16 protein-coding genes and 1 pseudogene are annotated in these 20469 nt (G+C 73.2%); 10 read left to right on the top strand and 7 right to left on the bottom strand.

All coding sequences use genetic code 11. The features are described 5' to 3' along the window. The first annotated feature begins 3 nt into the window (after positions 1-3). The 4 genes from CRP49_RS42545 (at position 4) to CRP49_RS42530 (ending at position 5565) form a co-directional block, all read left to right on the top strand. Positions 4-1380 carry an NtaA/DmoA family FMN-dependent monooxygenase gene (locus tag CRP49_RS42545; RefSeq protein ID WP_097258697.1) on the top strand — a complete coding sequence of 459 codons (1377 nt, stop codon included), beginning with the start codon at positions 4-6 and terminating at the stop codon, positions 1378-1380. Next, positions 1377-2456, top strand: a complete 1080-nt coding sequence (locus CRP49_RS42540) for an LLM class flavin-dependent oxidoreductase (protein WP_097258696.1) — start codon at positions 1377-1379, stop codon at positions 2454-2456. Before CRP49_RS42545 ends, CRP49_RS42540 begins: the two co-directional genes overlap by 4 nt. A 10-nt stretch (positions 2457-2466) precedes the next feature. Further along, the gene (locus CRP49_RS42535; RefSeq protein WP_097258695.1) at positions 2467-3597 is read left to right on the top strand and encodes an LLM class flavin-dependent oxidoreductase; all 1131 of its coding nucleotides are present in this window, start codon (positions 2467-2469) and stop codon (positions 3595-3597) included. A gap of 183 nt (positions 3598-3780) precedes the next feature. Then, positions 3781-5565: a LuxR C-terminal-related transcriptional regulator gene (locus CRP49_RS42530; protein WP_097258694.1), complete on the top strand. Its 1785-nt coding sequence runs from the start codon at positions 3781-3783 to the stop codon at positions 5563-5565. 33 nt (positions 5566-5598) lie between these two features. Here CRP49_RS42530 and CRP49_RS42525 read toward each other — a convergent pair whose 3' ends face one another. Continuing rightward, positions 5599-8211, bottom strand: coding sequence for a CHAT domain-containing protein (locus CRP49_RS42525; protein ID WP_097258693.1), 2613 nt, complete (start codon positions 8209-8211; stop codon positions 5599-5601). A 137-nt stretch (positions 8212-8348) separates the two neighbouring features. Here CRP49_RS42525 and CRP49_RS42520 point away from each other — a divergent pair, with 137 nt between their 5' ends. From CRP49_RS42520 to CRP49_RS42510, 3 genes are read left to right on the top strand one after another with little or no spacing between them, the layout of a single operon-like run. Beyond that, positions 8349-9776: a S8/S53 family peptidase gene (locus CRP49_RS42520; RefSeq protein WP_097258692.1), complete on the top strand. Its 1428-nt coding sequence runs from the start codon at positions 8349-8351 to the stop codon at positions 9774-9776. Then, complete coding sequence (locus tag CRP49_RS42515) at positions 9773-10411, top strand: RNA polymerase sigma factor (protein ID WP_179852027.1); 639 nt, start codon at positions 9773-9775, stop codon at positions 10409-10411. Before CRP49_RS42520 ends, CRP49_RS42515 begins: the two co-directional genes overlap by 4 nt. After that, entirely contained in the window at positions 10408-10893 is a 486-nt protein-coding gene (locus CRP49_RS42510) for a hypothetical protein (protein ID WP_179852026.1), read from the top strand. Before CRP49_RS42515 ends, CRP49_RS42510 begins: the two co-directional genes overlap by 4 nt. Positions 10894-10939: 46 nt before the next feature. Here CRP49_RS42510 and CRP49_RS48695 read toward each other — a convergent pair. Beyond that, positions 10940-11137: pseudogene (locus tag CRP49_RS48695) on the bottom strand (cytochrome P450); the annotation flags it as partial. Positions 11138-11237: 100 nt separating this feature from the next. Next, entirely contained in the window at positions 11238-12029 is a 792-nt protein-coding gene (locus CRP49_RS42500; RefSeq protein WP_097258691.1) for an N-formylglutamate amidohydrolase, read from the bottom strand. A gap of 80 nt (positions 12030-12109) precedes the next feature. On the opposite strand from CRP49_RS42500, the gene CRP49_RS47385 reads away from it, so the two are divergent. After that, positions 12110-12250 (top strand): DUF5713 family protein, encoded by a 141-nt coding sequence (locus tag CRP49_RS47385; RefSeq protein WP_179852025.1) that lies wholly within the window; start codon positions 12110-12112, stop codon positions 12248-12250. 4 nt (positions 12251-12254) lie between these two features. Here CRP49_RS47385 and CRP49_RS42495 read toward each other — a convergent pair whose 3' ends face one another. From CRP49_RS42495 to CRP49_RS42485, 3 genes are all read right to left on the bottom strand, one after another. Continuing rightward, the gene (locus CRP49_RS42495; protein ID WP_097259327.1) at positions 12255-13409 is read right to left on the bottom strand and encodes a homoserine O-acetyltransferase; all 1155 of its coding nucleotides are present in this window, start codon (positions 13407-13409) and stop codon (positions 12255-12257) included. Beyond that, complete coding sequence (locus CRP49_RS42490) at positions 13406-14719, bottom strand: bifunctional o-acetylhomoserine/o-acetylserine sulfhydrylase (RefSeq protein WP_097258690.1); 1314 nt, start codon at positions 14717-14719, stop codon at positions 13406-13408. Before CRP49_RS42490 ends, CRP49_RS42495 begins: the two co-directional genes overlap by 4 nt. A gap of 244 nt (positions 14720-14963) precedes the next feature. After that, positions 14964-17183, bottom strand: coding sequence for an NADP-dependent isocitrate dehydrogenase (locus CRP49_RS42485; protein WP_097258689.1), 2220 nt, complete (start codon positions 17181-17183; stop codon positions 14964-14966). A gap of 217 nt (positions 17184-17400) precedes the next feature. Between CRP49_RS42485 and CRP49_RS42480 the strand changes: the two genes are divergently transcribed. Together CRP49_RS42480 and CRP49_RS47380 are read left to right on the top strand one after the other, a co-directional pair. Then, complete coding sequence (locus CRP49_RS42480; RefSeq protein ID WP_097258688.1) at positions 17401-18945, top strand: M1 family metallopeptidase; 1545 nt, start codon at positions 17401-17403, stop codon at positions 18943-18945. Between the two features lie 265 nt (positions 18946-19210). After that, on the top strand, positions 19211-19372 hold the full coding sequence (locus CRP49_RS47380; protein WP_179851944.1) for a hypothetical protein: 162 nt from the start codon (positions 19211-19213) through the stop codon (positions 19370-19372). Here CRP49_RS47380 and CRP49_RS42470 read toward each other — a convergent pair. Continuing rightward, complete coding sequence (locus CRP49_RS42470; RefSeq protein WP_097258686.1) at positions 19369-20460, bottom strand: mechanosensitive ion channel family protein; 1092 nt, start codon at positions 20458-20460, stop codon at positions 19369-19371. The genes CRP49_RS47380 and CRP49_RS42470 overlap by 4 nt on opposite strands. Positions 20461-20469 lie beyond the last annotated feature (9 nt).

Raw genomic sequence — 20469 nt, 5'->3', positions numbered from 1 at the left:
ACCATGAGCAAGCCGCTGAAGCAGATCCACCTGGCAGCCCACTTCCCCGGCGTCAACAACACCACCGTGTGGAGCGACCCGGCCGCCGGCAGCCACATCGAGTTCAGCTCCTTCGCGCACTTCGCCCGCACCGCCGAACGCGCCAAGTTCGACTTCCTGTTCCTCGCCGAGGGACTCAGGCTGCGCGAACAGGGCGGGCAGATATACGACCTGGACGTCGTCGGCCGCCCCGACACCTTCACCGTGCTGGCCGCGCTGGCCGCCGTCACCGACCGGCTCGGCCTGACCGGCACCATCAACTCCACCTTCAACGAGCCCTACGAGGTGGCCCGCCAGTTCGCCAGCCTCGACCACCTCTCCGGCGGCCGCTCCGCCTGGAACGTGGTCACCTCCTGGGACGCCTTCACCGGGGAGAACTTCCGCCGCGGCGGCTTCCTGCCGCAGGAGGAGCGCTACTCCCGCGCCAAGGAGTTCCTGGCCACCGCGAACGAACTGTTCGACTCCTGGCGCGGCGACGAGATCCTCGCCGACCAGGCCACCGGCACCTTCCTCGGCGACGCCAAGGCGGGCGCCTTCGTGCACCAGGGGCAGCACTTCGACATCCACGGCCGCTTCAACGTCCCGCGCTCCCCGCAGGGCCGCCCGGTGATCTTCCAGGCCGGCGACTCCGACGAGGGCCGCGAGTTCGCCGCATCGAGCGCGGACGCGATCTTCAGCCGGTACTCCACCCTCAAGGAGGGCCAGGCCTTCTACACGGACGTCAAGGGACGCCTCGCCAAGTACGGCCGCCGGCCCGACCAGCTGCTCATCCTGCCCGCCGCGACCTTCGTCCTCGGCGACACCGACGAGGAGGCCGCCGAACTCGCCCGCGAGGTGCGCCGACAGCAGGTCAGCGGCGCCACCGCCCTCAAGCACCTGGAGTTCGTCTGGAACCGGGACCTCTCCGGCTACGACCCGGAGGGCCCGCTGCCCGACGTCGACCCCCTGGTCGGCGAGGAGCACATCTCCCGCGGGCGCGCCCAGGTGCGGATGTACCGCGACCCGATCGCCATCGCCCGCGAGTGGCGGGAGCTGGCCGCCGCCAACGGCTGGTCCATCCGCGACCTGGTCATCAACACCGGCAACCGGCAGACCTTCGTCGGCTCCCCGGCCACCGTCGCCCGGACCATCAACGACTTCGTGCAGGCCGACGCCTCCGACGGCTTCATCCTCGTCCCGCACATCACCCCCGGCGGCCTCGACCCCTTCGCCGACAAGGTCGTACCGCTGCTCCAGGAGCAGGGCGTCTTCCGCACCGAGTACGAGGGCACCACCCTGCGCGACCACCTCGGCCTCGCCCACCCGGACGCCGACTCCGCGGCCGAGCGGGCCGCGTCATGAAGTTCCTGGCCATCACCCTGATCGTGCACCGCCCGGACCCGGTCACCGGCAGACAGAAGCCGACGCACGACCGGTTCCGCGAGGTCCTCGACAACGCGGTGCTCGCCGAGGAACTGGGCTTCGACGGCTTCGGCGTGGGGGAGCGGCACGAGCGGCCGTTCATCTCCTCCTCGCCGACGGTGGTGCTCAGCCACATCGCCGCGCTCACCCGGCGCATCCGGCTCTTCACCGCCGTCACCACGCTGAGCCTGCTCGACCCTGTCCGCGCCTACGAGGACTACGCGACGCTGGACCATCTCTCGGGCGGCCGCCTCGACCTGATCATCGGCAAGGGCAACGGCGCCGCCCAGCGCGAGCTGTTCCAGGTCACCCCCGAGGACCAGTGGGACCGCAACGCCGAGAGCTACGAGGTGTTCCGGCGGATCTGGCGGCAGGACAGGGTCACCGCCGACACCCGCTTCCGTCCGCCGCTGACGGACGCCGAGGTCTGGCCGCGCCCGTACCAGCAGCCCGTCCGGGTCTGGCACGGGAGCGCGACCAGCAAGGAGAGCGTGGACCTCGCCGCCCGCTACGGCGATCCGCTGTTCTCGGCCAACGTGACCAACCCGATCGAGCCGTACGCCGAACTGATCCGCTACTACCGGGAGCGCTGGGAGCACTACGGCCACGACCCCGCGGACATCGCGGTCGGCGCGGGCTCGGCGGGCCTGTACGTGGCCCGCACCTCACAGGAGGCGCTGGACGTCTACCGCCCGCTCTTCGAGAGCAACCTGGCGTTCCAGAAGAAGACCGGACTGCCCGTGGTCTTCGAGACGCTGGAGGACTTCGTGGAGCGCAGCTCGGCGCTGATCGGCAGCCCCCAGCAGGTCATCGAGAAGGTCCACCGCTACCACGAGCAGTTCGGGCACACGGTGCTGCACCTGCACGCGGACGCCGGCGGACTGACCGACACCCAGCACCGGGACTCCCTCGAGCGTTTCCAGGGCGAGGTCGCGCCGGTGCTGCGCCAGGACATCCCGGACCCGCCGTTCGCCTGGGCCCCGGTGCTGCCCGAGCCCGTACCCGCCCACCTCTGAGGAGCCGCCCGTGTCCGCCGACATCCCCCTCGGCGTCCTCGACCTGGTCCCGATCCCGTCCGGGTCCACCGCCGGCCAGGCCCTGCGCAACTCCGTCGATCTGGCCCGACAGGCCGAGCGCCTCGGCTACGGCCGCTACTGGTTCGCCGAGCACCACCTCAACCCCGGCGTGGCGGGTACGTCCCCCGCGGTGCTGCTCGCGCTGACGGCCGAGGCCACCTCCACCATCCGGCTCGGCTCGGGCGCCGTCCAGCTCGGACACCGCACCGCGCTCAGCACGGTCGAGGAGTTCGGCCTCCTCGACGCGCTGCACCCCGGCCGCTTCGACCTCGGCCTCGGCCGCTCCGGCGGCCGCCCGCCGGCCGGGAAGGCGGCCGTGCCGCCGACGCTCACCCCGGTGGTCGACGGCCGCGCCCCGAACGGCCTGCTCATCCCGCCCCGCTTCTCCTTCGAGCAGCTCCTCGGCTCGCCCCGCATCGCCCTGCAGCGCAGGCTGCTCCTGCTGCCGGGCGCCGAGTCCCAGGACTACGCCGAGCAGACGGACGACATCCTCGCCCTGCTGGCCGGCACCTACCGCTCCCCGGAGGGCGTCGAGGCACATGTCGTGCCGGGCGAGGGGGCCGACGTCGAGGTGTGGATCCTCGGCAGCAGCGGCGGGCAGAGCGCCGAGGTCGCGGGCGCGCGTGGCCTGCGCTTCGCGGCGAACTACCACGTCAGTCCGGGCACGGTCCTGGAGGCGGTGGACGGCTACCGGTCCTTCTTCCAGCCGTCCGACGTCCTCGACAAGCCCTACGTCAGCGTCTCCGCGGACGTCGTGGTCGCCGAGGACGACGCGACGGCCCGGGAACTCGCCACGGGCTACGGCCCCTGGGTGCGCAGCATCCGCACCGCGGAGGGCGCCATCGCGTTCCCGACCCCCGACGAGGCCCGCGCGCACCCCTGGTCCGACGAGGACCGGGCCCTGGTTCAGGACCGGGTCGACACCCAGTTCGTCGGCTCGCCGGGCCGGGTCGCCGACCAGCTGGAGCAACTCCGCGAAGCCACGGGCGCCGACGAACTGCTCATCACGACCATCACCCACGACCACGCGGACCGGGTCCGCTCCTACGAACTCCTCGCCGAGGAGTGGCGCCGCAGGTGAACGGCGTATCGGCGTGCCCGGCGGACGTATCCCTCCCCCGAAGGCTACGTCCGCCGGACCGCTTCCCCCGGTGCCGGACGGTGGCTCGGACTGCCAGGGTGCCCTCCCCGGGGGCCGGACGCCTGAGTCGGGGGCTACTCAAGTCGCCCTGTATCAAACCTGAGTAGTCGCGCTCCATTTGGTGTGACGACTTACGAGCAGGACGCGAAGACGCTCGAACTGCCCTGGCCGTTCACCGGCCGGGAGGACGAACTGGAGCTGGTGCGCAGGTCGTTGGCGGCCGGACGGCCCGGCGTCGTGGTGACCGGACCGGTGGGCTGCGGCAAGACCCGGCTGATCACGGAGGCGGTCCGGGGCACGGACTGCGCCCGGGTGACCGGGACGCCCGAGACCCGTGGACTGCGCTTCGCCGCCTTCGCGCACCTGCTGCCCGACACCGTCTCGCTGCACCGGGCGGTGCACCTCCTGTCCGGCGTACGGCTCCTCGTCGTCGACGACGCCCATCTGCTGGACGAGGCCTCGGCCGCGCTCGTCCACCAGCTCGCCGTGCACGGACGCACCCGCCTGGCCGTGGCGGCCACGGACGGGGTACCGGCGCCGGGCGCGGTGGCCCGGCTGTGGACGGGGGAGCTGCTGCCCCGCCTGACGCTGGAGCCGCTGCCCCGCCAGGACACCGCCCAACTGCTCGCCACGGCCGGCCTGGAGCCGCTCACCATGGGACGGCTGCACCGGATGTGCCGGGGCGATCTACGGCTGCTGCGCGACCTGCTGGGCGCGCTGCGCCAGTCCGGCGGGCTGGCCCGCGTCCCGGGCGGCGACGAGTGGGCGTGGCGCGGCCCGGTCCCGCTCACCGAGAGCGTCCGCGACCGCCTCGCCCCCGCCCTGGAGCGGCCCGACGGCGACGAGCGCGAGACGCTCGACCGGCTCGCCTTCGCCGAGCCCCTGCCGCTCGCCCTGGACGAGCTGGACCTGGACGTCCTCGAACGCCTGGAGGCGAATGGCCTGATCGAGGTCGACGACGAGGGCTCCGTCACCCTGGCCCACCCCCTGCACGGCCCGGCCCTGCGCGCCACCGCCGGCCGGCTGCGGGCCCGCCGGCTGGCCCGCACACCCGACCGGTGCGGCCCGGCGCTGGAGGCCGAACAGGCTTCACTGGAGCGCGGGTTGGCGCTGCAGGACGTGCGGACCGTACCGACGCCGGTGGGGGACTGGCTGCTGTCAGAGGGACTGCCCGTCCCCGCCCGGTACGCGGTCGTACGGGCTCGGTACGCCCGGCTGCGGGGGGAGCTGCGAGAAGCGGCGGCGTGGGCGCGGGAGGGGCTGCGGGCGGCCCCGGACGACGCGGACTGCGGTACGGAACTCGACTTAATCGCCGGGCAGCTGGGCGAGATGACGGCAGGCGGTGTGTGGGCCGCGGCGGCCCGCGGTGACCTCGATTCCGCCCTGGCCGGGATCGCCGGGGACGATGTGTTCGCGCACTACGACGCCGTACGCCTCGGCGCGCCCGAGCGGGCCGCGGGGCGGCTGCCGGGCGACGGGGTGTTCGGGCAGCACGCCGACGCGCTCGCCCGGGGTGACGGGCCCGCGCTGGACCGGGTCGCCGAGGCACTGGAGGGGCGCGGCTTCCTGCTGTTCGCGGCCGAGGCGCACGCGCAGGCCGTCCGCGCCCACCGCGATCCGCGCGCCGCCCGGCTCTCCCGGACCCGTGCGGTCGCGCTGGCCCGCCGCTGCCAGGGTGCCCGCACCCCGGCGCTGTCCGGACTCGTCCTCGGCGAACTCACCGCGCGCCAACGGCAGATCGTCACGCTCGCGGCGGCGGGCCTGAGCAACCGGCAGATCGCCGAGAGGCTGACGCTGTCGGTCCGTACCGTCGGCAACCACCTGTACAGCGCCTACACACGGCTCGGTGCCAGCGACCGCGGGGCCCTGCCGTGGCTCACGGATCTGCCGGAGGCGGAACCGGCCTGAGGGCGAGCCCACCCTTCACCGCACCGGACGCACTCACGCCGCCCCGAACGCCGCGAACGCCCATCCCGTCGCCTGGTGCACCGGGTCTCCGGGCTGGGCGGCGCGGGCGTCGCGCAGGGCCTCGGCCAGGCTCAGGCCCGCGTCGAGGCCCTTGTGGAGGGCGACCATCAGGGGGACCACCGCGGCGTCGTTGACCGGCGCACTGCTCGCCACGACCCCCGCCGTGCCCAGCGGGAGCAACGCGGTGACCAGGCCGAGGAGTTCGTCGGCGCCGACCGAGGCGAGGCGGGCGGTGTCGCAGCTGGAGAGGATGATCCGGTACGGGCTGCGGGCCAGGCGCTCGAAGTCGTGCACGATCAGCGGGCCGTCGGCCATCCGGAGGGCCGAGAACAGCGGGCTGTCGGCGCGGAACGTGCCGTGCGCGGCCAGGTGGGCGAGGGCCGCGCCGTCCAGGTCCTCCAGCACCTGGGGGACCTGCGCCGCCTCGCCCTCCAGGACCGTCGCCGTGCCGTACCGGTCGGCCAGTTCGGGCACTTCCGCGCCGCCCGTGGCGAGGCCGGGGCCGCGCACCAGGACGTGCCGGCCGCCGGACGGCGGCTCGGTCTCCCGGGCCCGCAGCCAACTGCCCGCGGACGGCGACACGCTGAGCACCCGCTCCCGCAGCGCGGGCAGCAGCGCCCACGGCACCCGGTGCAGCGCGCCGGGCGGCACGATCACCACCGGACCGGACCCGAGGTGCGGTACGGCACCGCCCAGCAGCAGCTCCTGCAGGCGCCGTCCCGCCGCCTCGACCAGCGGCAGCCGGGCCTCGCCTCCGGGGTGCGCGAGCCGTCGTAGCCCGGCCTGCACGTGCTCGGCCTCGGCCACCGCCTCCGCGAGCGCGCCGCCCGGGAACCGCCGTACCCGGCCCTGCCCGCAGAGCAGGATGTGCACCTGACCGTCCACGACGGCGAGTTCGACCAGCCGCGCCTCGCCCAGCCGGTCCAGCAGGCGGCCCGCGTCGAAGCGGTCGCCCTCGCCCGGTCCGTCGCCGCGGGTGTGGTGGGTACGGGAGCGGATCTCCCGTTCCAGCCGCCGCTGTTCGCGCTCCAGTGCCGGGATCGGGCGGCCCTCCCTGCGGGCTTCCTCCGCCCGGGCCGCTATCTCCCGGTAGGCGGTGAGGCTGCCGAGCAGCGCGGGGTCGGCGGGCGGCCGAGTGGGCGGCGCGGACAGCACGGTCGCCCGCCAGCGCTCGCTCCACTCCAGCAGCCGCCGCGGACCGCCGTTCTCGAAGCTCGCCTCCTGGGCGAGCGCGGCCAGTTCGGCGCCCTGCGCGGTGGCGCGGGCCCGCAGCTCGGAGGCGCCGAGCGTCATCCGGTGGTCGTCGAGGACGTCCAGGCCGCGCCGGCAGGCCTCCAGCACACCGCGCCCGGAACCCGCCGCCCGGGCCCGCAGCGCCTGCGCGGCCCAGCCCGTGACCCGGGCCGGCGGCGGACCGCCGTGCCGGCTGCGCGCGGCCACCGCCAGGTGCCGCTCCGCGTCCGCCGTCCGCCCGAGCGCGAGCGCGATCCGGCCGGCCAGCAGGGAGGCCTCGGGCGCCGCGGGCGAGCCGAAGGAGGCCAGCCGCTCGGCGACCGCCGCCGCGTCAGCGACGAGCCGCCCCGACCGGCGCCCGGCCGCCACCCGCGCCTCGATGAGCACCAGCCGGGCATGCGTCTCCCACCAGGTCCGCCGCTGCCCGGCGAACAGCCGTACGGCATGGGCGGCGCGGGCGATGGCGGTGTCCGGGTCCCCGGCCGAACGGGCGGCCCGCGCGGCCGCCAGCAGCAGCTCGGCCTTGCGGGTGGACTGCCCGCCCATCCGGTCCAGCAGCGCGATGGCCGTGTCCGCCTCCGCGAGCGCCTCCGGGGCGAGGCCCGCCGCCATCAGCACCTCACAGCGCCGGATGGACAGCATGAACGTGGGCGTGCCGAGCTTGCCGTACCGCTCCTCGGCCTCGTCCAGCAGCCGCAGCGCCGCCGGGATGTCCCCGGAGCGGAACGCGGCCAGGCCCCGGCTCTCCACCGCGTCCGCCTTGTCGTGCTCCTGGCCGGTGGTCTCCCACAGCCGCTCGGCGGCCGTGAAGTCCGCGACCGCCCGGTCCACCGCGCCCTGCGCCAGATGCACCGTGGCCCGCAGGGTCAGCGCCCGCGCGGTCCAGATGCCGTCGCCGGCGTGCCGCAGCACCGGAAGCGCCCGCCGTACGTCCTCCAGGGACTCCCGGTGATGCCCCAGCACCCACCACACATAGGCCCGCCGGTACAGCACCCGTGCCCTGGTGTGTCCGCTGCCCCGCGCGACACCCTGCTCGAACGACGCCAGCCCCTGCCGCGTGCGCCCCGCGTGCACCAGTGCGACCCCGAGCGTCGCGAGCACGTCCGCCTCCCGCTCGGCCGACTCGGCGCGCGCGGCGAGGTCCCGGGCCCTGCGCAGATGCCGCAGGGCGATCTTCAGATCGCCGAAGTCCCGCTGCCAGATGCCGAGTACCTGATGGGCGACGCTGGCGTGCAGCGGCGACGGATCGGTGTGCAGTACCTGATCCGCGCGTGCCCTGGCCTCGCCCGGATCGGCGAACACCATGGGCAGCAGCTCGAGGACCGACTCGCTTCCCGCTGTCACCCCTCGCATGGTAGTGGCCTGGGCAAACCCGTCACACGGGTTCTCCGTGGTCTCCTCGGGCTGTACCGCACGTACTTGCGGGCTGTATCAATCGGTCGTCGGGCGACTCTGACTGTCGGAGCACCGCCTCAGGGGGAGGACACACCATGGCACCACAGCGATTCCACGAGCAGTTCCACCACATCCAGCGCTCGATGCCCGACGTTCCCCTGGCCATGGGCCCGGACGACGACGCGCACTTCCTCTACGAGAAGGGCGTCGTCCTCGCCCGCGACGGCGAGGAGGCCCGCCTGGTCGAGGACACCGTGCGCACCCACTTCACCGACACCCGGGGCCTGGTCGCCGACCACGTGCGCCGGGCCGGCCCGGAGACCAACCGCACCGGCGTCACCCGCATCCAGGTCGGCGACCCCGCCCAGGGCGACGACGTCGTCCCGCACGCCCTGCGCGCCCTCCGGGAGGCCGAGGGACGCCAGGGGCGCCGGCTGGTCCGCCGCAACCACGTGATCCACATCGCCCCGGTCAACGCCTGCCCCGGCGACGAGCCCGTGCCCGCGCCGCGCAGCGAGCCGCCCAACCCGGCCGCGCAGGAGGGCCTTCACGACCCGGACACCGCCGTCGGCGTCCTCGTCATCGACACCGGTCTGGTGCACGACTACCGGTCCTATCCGCTCCTCGCGCACACCACCGGCGACCCGCAGGTGACCGAGACCGGCGCCGACGGAGTGCTCCACCAGTACGTCGGCCACGGCACGTTCATCGCCGGGATCGTCGCGGCCGTCGCGCCCAACACCGACGTCACGGTGCGGGGCACGCTCGACGACGTGGGCGCCATCCTGGAGTCGGAGTTCGGCGCGAAGCTGTTCGAGGCCGTCGACCAGGGCGGCTGGCCCGACATCATCAGCCTCTCCGCGGGCACCTCCACCGGCTCCGGTGAGGGCCTGATCGGCCTTGAGGCGTTCATGCGCGAACTCCGCGAGCAGCGCACGCTGCTGGTGGCCGCCGCGGGCAACAACGGCAGCGACACCCCGTTCTGGCCGGCCGCCTACGCGGCCCTGCCGGAGTACGCGGACAGCGTGCTGTCGGTCGGCGCGCTGCGCGGGGACGGAGAGTCGGGCGCCTGCTTCAGCAACCACGGCCCCTGGGTGCACGTCTACGCCCCGGGTGAGCGCCTGACCAGTGCCCTCACCGGCTTCGACATCCCCGTGCCGTACGTCTACCAGCACTCCACCTACGACGCCTGCCGCTTCGGCTGCACCTACGCCTGCACCTGCCAGTACCCGCGCCACACAGGCGTGCTGAGCGAGGCGGGCGAGAGCACCGCGGCCAAGCCCGACCAGGTGATGTTCGACGGCCTCGCGCAGTGGAGCGGCACCTCCTTCGCCACCCCGGCCGTCGCCGCGCTCGTCGCCGCCCACATGACGGCGCACAAGGAGCGCGACCCGCGCGCGGCCCGCGCACAACTGCTCGGTTCCCTCACGGAATCCGCCGAGGTGCGCGGGGCGCACGTTCCGGCGCTGCGGCCGCCCACCTGGCGCCCGGTTCCCGTCGCGATCCCGGCCCGGCCCGCATGAGGTCCGGAACCCTCCGCTCCACGGCGTACGATGACCTGCCGTACACGAGGGGTGGAGCCGTGGACCGTACAGAGGTCGGGGCGCTGGTCCGGTCTGCCGTCGACGGCGACGCCGCGGCCTGGAAGGCGCTGGTGGAAGGGATGAGTCCGCTGGTGTGGTCGGTGGTGCGCGCGCACCGGCTCTCGGACGCCGACGGGCACGAGGTCTACCAGACCACGTGGTTCCGCTTCGCCCAGCACCTCGGCCGTCTCCGGGAGCCCGACAAGGCGGGCTCCTGGCTCGCCAGCACGGCCCGGCACGAGTGCCTGAAGGTGCTCAAAGGGCTGACGCGGCTGACGCTGACCGACGATCCGCAGGTGCTGGACCGGGCGAGCGAGGAGCGGACCCCGGAGCAGACCCTGATCGACGCCGAAGAAGAGGCGGACCAGGCGGAGCGGATCCGCCGGCTGTGGCAGGAGTTCGAGGCACTCGGCGAGCGGTGCAGGCAGCTGCTGCGGGTGCTGATCGCCTCGCCGCCGCCGAGCTATCTGGAGGTGTCGGCCGCGCTCGGTATCGCGGTCGGCAGCATCGGGCCCCTGCGCCAGCGCTGTCTGCGCCGGCTGCGGGCCCGGTTGGACGCACGGGGGGCGGCATGAGCGACGTGCACGGGAACGGATTTCCCGAAGAGGACTTCGACGACGCCGGGTTCGACGGCGATCTGCTGGAGGAGGAACTGCGCCAGGCGGCCGCCGTCCTGGACCCCGTCCCCGCCGGGCTACGCCAACTGGCGCTCGAAGCCTACGCGTTGCACGACCTGGATGCCCGGATCGCCGAGCTGACCTTCGACTCGCTGGTGGACGCGCTGCCGGTCAGGGGAGTGCCGGAGGCCCCGCGGATGCTGACCTTCCGCGCGGGCGAGCTGACCGTCGACGTCGAGGTCACCGGGGAGGGGCTGATCGGGCAGGTGCTGCCGCCGCAGTCGGCGCGCATCGAGGTGCTGGGCGGCCCGCAGACGACCCGCCCGGTCACGGTCGACACCCTGGGCCGCTTCACCAGCGACCAGCCGCCCACCGGCCCGTTCGCCCTGCGGCTGCGGACCGGCGGCGAGGTGATCGTCACGGAGTGGCTGCGGGCCTGAACCGGCTCACCAGGTCCCGAACCGGGTCACCAGGCCCGGAACCGGCTCACCAGGTGACGGGCAGCGTCCGCGGCCCGCGGATCATCGTGCGGTGCCGCCGGCGCACCTGCTCGGGCGGCACCGCGAGGCGCAGCCCGGGCAGCCGGTCCAGCAGCGTGTCGACCAGCAGCTCGGTCTGCGGCCGGGCGGGGACGGCACCGGTGCAGTAGGGCGGGCCGTTGCCGAAGGCCAGGTGCGGGTACGGGCGGCCCGGCCTGTCCGCCGAGCGCGATCTCCTCGGTCGTCATGCCCCAGCCTCGTACGCGCCCCGTCCGCGGTCCTGCGGGAGTGCTCCGGCCGGAGGGCTACAGGGCGTTCACGAGCGCGGCCAGGGCACCGGCGAGCCGCTCCAGGCCCGGCCCGGCCGGCCCGCCCGGCTCGGTCATGTACGTGTCCCGCCGGATCTCCACCATCAGCGCGCTCACCCGCCGGTCCCGCCCGTAGTACTCCAGCGGCACATAGGTCCCGCTGAACGGACTGTCCAGCCCCGTCTCCCCGCACCCCGCGAACGCCTCCCGCGCGGCCTCCCTCAGCTCCGGCGGCGTGTGGAAGGCGTCCGTGCCCAGGCACACGGGCGGCCGCGGACCCGCCCCGTGCAGCTCGTACGGCAGCGCCTCGCTCGGGTAGGAGTGGACGTCGATCACGACCGCCCGCCCGGTCGCGGCGAGCCGCCCGGCCACCGCCTCGGTCATCGCCCGCGCATAGGGCCGGAAGTACCGCTCGACCAGGGGCTCGGGGTCGGTGTCCGCGGCCCGCAGCTCGCCCCGGTGCGTGGTCCGCGTGTACACGGCCCCCATCCCCACGGCGAGCATCTCCTCCCGCTCGTCCGGGAACCGCTCCGGGTCCACGACCAGCCGCGACAGCCGGTTGACGAACCGCCAGGGGGTGATCCCGGCCAGCCCCGCCGCCCGCTCGGCGATCAGGGCGGTGTGCGCGTCGGTGATGTGGTCCAGCTCCAGCCCGAGCGCCGCGTCGTCCAGCAGGATCCCCTCCCGCACGTCCTGTGGAATCGCCCGCGCGGAGTGCGGCACATGCAGCAGCACGGGCGACTCGGCGACACCCGGGAGGAGTTCGAACGAGGGGGCGGACTCGGGCACGGGCTGCTCCAGGGGCGTTGTCAGTGGCGTGGTGCAGGATCAAGGTGTCACACCAGCACCGAGCGAGGGCGGGCGGGAGCATGCCGATCAGCAACACCCGGGTGGCCGAACACCCCTTCCTGGAGGGCCTGTACAAGGACGGGTACTTCCGGTTCGTCGCGCGGGCCTACGGCTTCGAGGACGCGGACACGGAGGATCTGATCGCCACTCGGGAGTGGTGAGCGGTCAGCCGAGCAGCTCTCGTACGAGCGCGCCGACCTGGCCGGTCTCGATCAGGAACCCGTCGTGCCCGTACGGCGACTCCACCACCCGCAGCCGGTCCGCCGACGGGATCCGCGCGGCCAGTTCCGCCTGCTGGGCGAGCGGATAGAGCCGGTCGGAGTCGACGCCGGCGACCAGGGTGGGGGCGGTCACCCGGGCGAGGGCGGACCGGATCCCGCCCCGCTCCCGGCCGACGTCGTGGGCGTTCATCGCCTCGGTCAGGACGACGTAACTGGCCGCGTCGAAGCGGCGGACCAGCTTCGTGGCGTGGTGGTCGAGGTACGACTCCACCCGGTACCGGCCGCCGCGCCACGGGTCCTCCGAGTCCTGCGGGAGACGGCCGAAGCGGACCTGGAGTTCCGGCTCGCTGCGGTAGGTGACGTGGGCCAGACGGCGGGCCAGGCCGAGGCCGGCGAGCGGCCCGCGGCCGGTGTCGTGGTAGTTGCCGCCCTGCCAGTGGGGATCGCTGCGGACGGCGTGCAGCTGGATGCCGGCCCAGGCGATCTGCTCCGCGCTCGCCGCGGCCGTGGTGGCGAGCAGGAGCAGCGCGCCCGTCCGCCCGGGGTGCGACACCGCCCACTCCACGGCCCGCATCCCGCCCATGGAGCCCCCGACGACCAGCGCCCACCGGTCGATCCCCAGGGCGTCCGCCAGCCCGGCCTCCGCCGCCACCTGGTCGCGCTGGGTCAGGAACGGGAAGGCGCCGCCCCAGGCCCGCCCGGCGCCCGGGCGCCGGGCGGACGGTCCCGTGCTGCCCTGGCAGCCGCCGAGGACGTTCGGCGCGACGACGAACCAGCGGTCGGTGTCCAGGGCCCGGCCGGGGCCGACCAGCGCGTCCCACCAGCCGGGGGTCGGATGGCCGGGCCCGGCCGGGCCGGAGACATGACTGTCCCCGGTGAGCGCGTGCAGCACCAGCACGGCGTTGGAACGGTCGGGTGCGAGCCGCCCCCAGGTCTCGAACGCCAGCCGCGCTCCCGGCAGTTCACCGCCCGCCTCGAGCGGCAGCGGTTTCTCCGCGACGTACCACCGGCGTCGCCCGGGCGGGTCCCCCTCCCGCCAGGCCCCGGTGGCCGGCGGAAGGGGGACCGGGTTCTCGGGAGCGGCCGGTACGGCGCTCAGGACGCGCCCTTGGCCGCGCGGAACCCGGCCTCCAGGTCCGCCTTGAGATCGGCCAGGTTCTCGATGCCCACCGACAGCCGCACCAGCCCCGGCGCCGTGCCGGTCGCCGCCAGCTGCTCCTCGTCCAGCTGGCTGTGGGTGGTGGAGGCGGGGTGGATGATCAGGCTGCGCACGTCGCCGATGTTGGCGAGGTGACTGAACAGTTCCACCGCGTCCACGAACCGCTTGCCCGCCTCGACCCCGTCCCGCAGCTCGAAGGAGACGACGGCACCGGCACCGTGCGGCAGGTACTTCCGGCCGGCCTCGTACCACCGGCTGGACTCCAGGCCCGGATAGTGCACGGCGGCGACCTCGTCCCGCTGCTCCAGCCACTCGGCGAGGGCCTGCGCGTTCGCGGAGTGCCGCTCGATGCGCAGGCTCAGCGTCTCCACGCCCTGCAGGAGCAGGAACGCGGAGTGCGGGGAGAGCGCCGGGCCGAGGTCGCGCAGCAACTGCACCCGCAGCTTGATCGCGAACGCGCCCGGGCCGAGCGCCGGCCAGTACCGCAGGCCGTGGTAGCTCGGGTCGGGCTCGGTGAAGTCCGGGAAGCGGTCGGCGTGCGCGCCGAAGTCGAAGGTGCCGCCGTCCACCACGACACCCGCGATCGTGGTCCCGTGCCCGCCGAGGAACTTGGTCGCCGAGTGCACGACGATGTCCGCGCCGTGCTCGATGGGCCGCAGTAGGTAGGGAGTCGGGACCGTGTTGTCCACGATCAGCGGGACACCCGCCGCGTGCGCCACGTCCGCCACCGCCCGCACGTCGAGCACGTTGCCCCGCGGATTGCCCAGCGTCTCCGCGAACAGCGCCTTGGTGGTGGGCCGGATCGCCGCCCGCCAGGCCTCCACGTCGTCCGGGTCGTCCACGAAGGACACCTCGATGCCCAGCTTCGGCAGAGTGTGCCGGAACAGGTTGTACGTGCCGCCGTACAGCGAGGTGCTGGAGACGATGTGGTCGCCGGCGCTCGCCAGGGTCAGGATGGCCAGCGTCTCGGCCGCCTGCCCGGAGGACAGCGCCACCGCGGCGACCCCGCCCTCCAGCGCTGCGACGCGCTGCTCGAAGACGTCCTGGGTGGGGTTGTGGAGGCGGGTGTAGATGTTGCCGGGCTCGGCGAGCGAGAACAGGTCGGCCGCGTGCCGGGTGTCCCGGAAGGCGAACGACGTGGTCTGGTAGATCGGCGTGGCCCGGGCGCCGGTCGTCGGGTCGGGTGCGGCACCGGCGTGGATCTGCTTGGTCTCGAAGGACCAGGCCGAGGTGTCGGCTTGTGTGCTCATGGTGCTCCTCGTGCGGGGGAGGGCGCGGACTTGCGACGAGGTAAGCACGGAGGGACACGACCGAACAGGCTTGTACGAAACGTGACATGAGGCCGTCACATACGACATGTTGCCGCAATCCAGTGCGGCATCGGCGCAGTTGGGCGAGCGGGTCCCGGACATGACTGCGCCCCGGCCGGGGGTACCGACCGGGGCGGAGTGTCACTCACGGCTGCGGCTCAGGCGCCGCAGGTGGCCGCAGGCGTCAGCTCAGGGAAGCGAGCGCCTCGTTCCAGGTGGCCGACGGGCGCATGATCGCGTCCGCCTTGGCCTTGTCGACCTGGTAGTAGCCGCCGATGTCGGCCGGGGAGCCCTGGACCGCGAGCAGCTCGTCGACGATCGTCTGCTCGTTCGCCGCGAGGGTCTCGGCGAACGGGGCGAAGGCCTTCGCCAGGTCGGCGTCGTCGGTCTGCTGGGCCAGCTCCTGCGCCCAGTACAGGGACAGGAAGAAGTGGCTGCCGCGGTTGTCGATGCCGCCGACGCGACGGGTCGGGGACTTGTCCTCGTTGAGGAAGGTCGCCGTGGCGCGGTCGAGGGTGTCGGCGAGGACCTTGGCGCGGGCGTTGCCGGTGGCCGTCGCGTACTGCTCGAAGGCCGGCACCAGGGCGAAGAACTCACCGAGCGAGTCCCAGCGCAGGTAGTTCTCCTTGACCAGCTGCTGGACGTGCTTCGGCGCGGAGCCGCCGGCGCCCGTCTCGAACAGGCCGCCGCCCGCCATCAGCGGGACGACCGACAGCATCTTGGCGCTGGTGCCCAGCTCCAGGATCGGGAACAGGTCGGTCAGGTAGTCACGCAGCACGTTGCCGGTCACCGAGATGGTGTTCTCGCCGCGGCGGATGCGCTCCACCGACAGCTTGGTGGCCTCGACCGGGGAGAGGATCTTGATGTCCAGGCCCTCGGTGTCGTGCTCCGGCAGGTACTGCCGCACCTTGGCGATCAGGTTGGCGTCGTGGGCGCGGCCCTCGTCCAGCCAGAACACGGCCGGGTCGCCGGTGGCGCGGGCGCGGGTGACGGCCAGCTTGACCCAGTCGCGGATCGGGGCGTCCTTGGTCTGGCAGGCGCGGAAGATGTCGCCCTTGCCGACCGGCTGCTCGATCAGGACGTTGCCGGCCTGGTCGAGGACGCGGACCGTGCCCGCGGCCGGGATCTCGAAGGTCTTGTCGTGGGAGCCGTACTCCTCGGCCTTCTGCGCCATCAGACCGACGTTCGGGACCGAGCCCATGGTCGACGGGTCGTAGGCGCCGTGCGCGCGGCAGTCGTCGACGACGGCCTGGTAGACACCGGCGTAGGAGGAGTCCGGGATCACCGCGAGGGTGTCGTGCTCCTGGCCGTCCGCGCCCCACATGTGTCCGGAGGTGCGGATCATCGCCGGCATGGAGGCGTCGACGATGACGTCGGAGGGCACGTGCAGGTTGGTGATGCCCTTGTCGGAGTCGACCATGGCGAGGGCCGGGCCCTCGGCCAGCTCGGCGTCGAAGGAGGCCTTGATCTCGGCGCCCTCGGGCAGGCTCTCCAGGCCCTTGAGGATGCCGCCCAGACCGTCGTTCGGGGTCAGGCCGGCCGCGGCGAGCGTCTCGCCGTACTTCGCGAACGTCTTCGGGAAGAAGGCGCGCACGACGTGACCGAAGATGATCGGGTCGGAGACCTTCATCATCGTGGCCTTCAGGTGCACGGAGAAGAGGACGCCCTCCTCCTTGGCGCGGGCGACCTGCGCGGCGAGGAACGTGTTCAGCTCGGCGACGTGCAGGACGGAGGCGTCGACGACCTCGTCCTTCAGGACCGGTACGGACTCGCGCAGCACGGTGGTGGTGCCGTCCTCGCCGACCAGCTCGATCTTCAGGGCGCCGGCCTCGGAGATCACCACGGACTTCTCGGTGGAGCGGAAGTCGTTCTCGCCCATGGTCGCCACGTTGGTCCTGGACTCGGGGGTCCAGGCGCCCATGCGGTGCGGGTGGGTCTTGGCGTAGTTCTTCACCGAGGCGGGGGCGCGGCGGTCGGAGTTGCCCTCACGCAGGACCGGGTTGACGGCGGAGCCCTTGACCTTGTCGTAGCGGGCGCGGATCTCGCGCTCCTCGTCGGTCTTCGGGTCGTCCGGGTAGTCCGGCAGCGCGTAGCCCTTGCCCTGCAGCTCGGCGACGGCGGCGCGCAGCTGCGGGATGGACGCCGAGATGTTCGGCAGCTTGACGATGTTGGCCTCGGGCGTCTTGGCCAGCTCGCCCAGCTCGGCCAGCGCGTCGGGGATGCGCTGGTCCTCGTTCAGGTACTCCGGGAAGTGGGCGATGATGCGTCCGGCCAGCGAGATGTCCCGGGTGTCGACGGCGACACCCGCCTGCGAGGCGTACGCCTGGATCACCGGCAGGAACGAATGCGTCGCCAGGGCCGGGGCCTCGTCTGTGTAGGTGTAGAAGATGGTCGAGTCAGTCACCGGGTGCTCCGCTCCACGTCTGCAACATTGCTCGACATCAAGATATCTCGTGATCGGGCTGGGCTCGACAGGGGTCCTGGCCGGAAAACATGCCGTACGGGTGCAACCACTCCCCCGTCTCTGTGGTCATGACAAATGATCGCTCGCTGACCACGCGCGATCGCCCACTGACCGGCGGCCGGCCCTGACCCTCCGGCCGCCCGAGCGAAGGCTGACGATGAGATATCGCACCCGAGTGACGGCCCCGGCGGCCGTCCTGATCGGTACGACGGCTGCGCTGACCCTGGGCTCCCCGGCCCACGCCACCCCGGGCAGGCGTACGGGGGACCCGGGCCCGGAGACCCTGGGCGACCCCGTCTTCCCGGCCCTCGGCAACGACGGCTACCGCGTGTCGGCGTACCACCTGGACCTGGCCTACGACCCCACGACCAGGCTGGTCGACGCCACCGCCACCCTGCGGATCCGCACCACCCGGGCACTGAGCCGCTTCTCCCTCGACGCCCTCGGCCTCGACATACGCTCCGTGTGCGTCGGCGGCCGCACGGCCGTCTGGGAGCAGGCCGACGAGAAACTGCGCGTCACGCCCGACCGGCCGCTCCCGGCGAAGGCCGTCGCGACCGTCCGCGTCGAGTACTCCGCCGACCCGCGCCGCACCCTCGCGCACACCGCCTGGGTGCCCACCGCGGACGGCTTCGCGATCTGCCCCCAGCCGAACTCCGCGCACACCGTCTTCCCGTGCAACGACCACCCCTCGGACAAGGCGGACTTCAGCTTCCGCGTCACCGTCCCGAACGGGGTGCGCGGCGTCGCGAACGGCCTGCTCACCGGCGTCGAGGAGGTGGACGGCGACCGTACGGCGTACTCGTACCGCTCGGCCTCCCCGATCGCCACCGAACTCGTCCAGATCACGGTCGGCGACTATGTGATCAAGGACCGCGAGGGCCCGCACGGCCTGCCGCTGCGCGACGTCGTCCCCACCGCCCGCGCCACGGCCCTGGAGCCGGCCCTCGCCCTCACCCCGGGCCTGGTGACCTGGCTGGAGGAGCGGCTGGGCGCCTTTCCGTTCGAGACGTACGGCCTGCTGCCGTGCAACTCCGACGACCCGAAGGCCTTCGACTTCACCGGGCTGGAGACCCAGACCCTCACCCTGTACAAGCCGAACTTCCTGCTCCAGGAGGAGAAGAAGATCGGCTCGCACATGATGCACGAGCTGGTCCACTCCTGGTTCGGCAACCTGGTCAGCCCGGCCACCTGGGCCGACCTGTGGCTGAACGAGGGCCACGCCGACTTCTACGGACTGCTCTACCGCTACGAGCGCGGCTGGACCGACTCCCTCGGCCTCACCACCATGGAGGCCCGGATGAAGGACACCTACGCGCGCGGCGACCAGTGGCGCCACGACTCGGGCCCGGTGGCCGCGCCCAACGAGGTCAACCTCTTCGACAGCCAGCGCTACCTGGGCGGCGTGCTCGTCCTGTACGCCTTCCGGCAGCTGGTCGGCGAGGACGTCTTCCACGCCGTCGAGCGCACCTTCCTGGACCGCTTCCGCAACTCCTCGGCGTCGACGGACGACTACATCGCCGTCGCCTCGGAGGTCTCCGGCCAGGACCAGTCCGGCTTCCTGCGCGACTGGCTCTACGGCACGAAGACCCCGCGCATGCCCGGTCACCCCGACTGGACGGTCAACCCGGTCAGCTCGTCCTTCGCGGCCCCGCACAGCCGGCGCGGCGGCCACTGGCACGAGAACTCCGCGACGCTCTGACCACCCCTGACCCCCGCCACGAACCGCCCGGCCGCTCGTTTCACCGGTCGGACCGGGCGCTCATGGCGAGGGAAGGGCAAGCACATGGGCTTTGTCGGCCGTCGGGGTTTCCTGGGTGCCTCCGCCGCCGGAGTGGCCGCCGCCGTCTCACCGGCGGCGGCCCCGGTGGCGGCCCCGGACCCGTGCCCTCGGCTCCCCGGCGCCGGACCCGGTGCGCGGCATCCACCTGTCGGCCCTGTCGCCGGACGGGAGGCAGGCGGCGTTCGTGGCACTGAACGCCCTGTGGCTGCTGCCCGTCGACGGCGCACCGCGCAGACCTCACCGGCACCGCGACCACCCCGCGCCCCCGGACACCACCTGGCTGGAGGTCGCCCGCGGCCTCCGGCGCGGCTCGTGCTGCCACGCCGGCGACGGGGACACGTACTAGTCGGTCAGGGCCGGACCCGGCACCACGTCCTCCCCGCTGCGCTGCTGCGGGATCACCACCGCGCCCTGCTGCAGCGCCACCGTCCTGGTCGGGGCCGGGATGCGGATGCCCTCCTCGCGGTAGCGGCGGTGCAGGCGCTTGATGAACTCGTGCTTGATGCGGTACTGGTCGCTGAACTCGCCGACGCCGAGGATCACCGTGAAGCCGATGCGGGAGTCGCCGAAGGTGTGGAAGCGGATCGCGGGCTCGTGGTCCGGGAGGGCGCCGGTGATCTCGGTCATGGTCTCGGCGATGACCTCGGTCGTGACGCGCTCGACGTGGTCCAGGTCGCTGTCGTAGCTCACGCCCACCTGGACCAGGATCGTCAACTGCTGCTCGGGACGGGTGAAGTTGGTCATGTTGGTCTTGGCGAGCTGGCCGTTGGGGATGACCACCAGGTTGTTGGACAGCTGGCGGACCGTCGTCTGGCGCCAGTTGATGTCCACGACATAGCCCTCCTCGCCGCTGCTCAGCCGGATGTAGTCGCCCGGCTGGACGGTCTTGGAGGCGAGGATGTGGATGCCCGCGAAGAGGTTGGCGAGGGTGTCCTGGAGGGCGAGGGCGACGGCCAGACCGCCGACGCCGAGGGCGGTGAGCAGCGGCGCTATGGAGATGCCCAGCGTCTGCAGCACCACCAGGAAGCCGATCGCCAGGACCAGGACCCGGGTGATGTTGACGAAGATGGTCGCCGAGCCCGCCACGCCCGAGCGGGACTGGGTGACCGAGCGGACCAGGCCCGCCACGACCCGGGCCGCGGACAGGGTCACCACGAAGATCAGCCACACCTGGAGGATCTGGTTGGTGTGGTGCTGCACGGTGTGGGTCAGCGGCAGCACCGCCGCGGCCGCCGCGAGGCCGCCCACGATCGCCGCCCAGGGGACGACGGAGCGCAGCGTGTCCACGATGACGTCGTCACCGCTCCACTTGGTCCGCTTGGCGTGTTTGGCCAGCCAGCGCAGCACCGTGCGGGACAGGAACGCCAGCACCAGGCCCGCGGCCACGGCGATGCCGGCGAGGACGAGGTCGTCCAGGGTCAGCGCGCGGTTCACCGGTCACCT

Source organism: Streptomyces sp. Ag109_G2-15, from assembly GCF_900215565.1.
Classification (GTDB): domain Bacteria; phylum Actinomycetota; class Actinomycetes; order Streptomycetales; family Streptomycetaceae; genus Streptomyces; species Streptomyces diastatochromogenes.
The sequence above is the reverse complement of the archived record's forward strand: the minus strand, read 5'-3'. Positions and strand labels throughout refer to the sequence as shown.

Excerpts from the sequence above, each read along its gene's own strand:
- CRP49_RS42480 (WP_097258688.1), top strand. The coding sequence starts at position 17,401 with ATGAGATATCGCACCCGAGTGACGGCCCCGGCGGCCGTCCTGATCGGT.
- CRP49_RS47385 (WP_179852025.1), top strand. The coding sequence starts at position 12,110 with ATGCCGATCAGCAACACCCGGGTGGCCGAACACCCCTTCCTGGAGGGC.
- CRP49_RS42515 (WP_179852027.1), top strand. The coding sequence starts at position 9,773 with ATGAGGTCCGGAACCCTCCGCTCCACGGCGTACGATGACCTGCCGTAC.
- CRP49_RS42520 (WP_097258692.1), top strand. The coding sequence starts at position 8,349 with ATGGCACCACAGCGATTCCACGAGCAGTTCCACCACATCCAGCGCTCG.
- CRP49_RS42540 (WP_097258696.1), top strand. The coding sequence starts at position 1,377 with ATGAAGTTCCTGGCCATCACCCTGATCGTGCACCGCCCGGACCCGGTC.
- CRP49_RS42525 (WP_097258693.1), bottom strand. The coding sequence starts at position 8,211 with ATGCGAGGGGTGACAGCGGGAAGCGAGTCGGTCCTCGAGCTGCTGCCC.
- CRP49_RS42490 (WP_097258690.1), bottom strand. The coding sequence starts at position 14,719 with ATGAGCACACAAGCCGACACCTCGGCCTGGTCCTTCGAGACCAAGCAG.
- CRP49_RS42545 (WP_097258697.1), top strand. The coding sequence starts at position 4 with ATGAGCAAGCCGCTGAAGCAGATCCACCTGGCAGCCCACTTCCCCGGC.
- CRP49_RS42510 (WP_179852026.1), top strand. The coding sequence starts at position 10,408 with ATGAGCGACGTGCACGGGAACGGATTTCCCGAAGAGGACTTCGACGAC.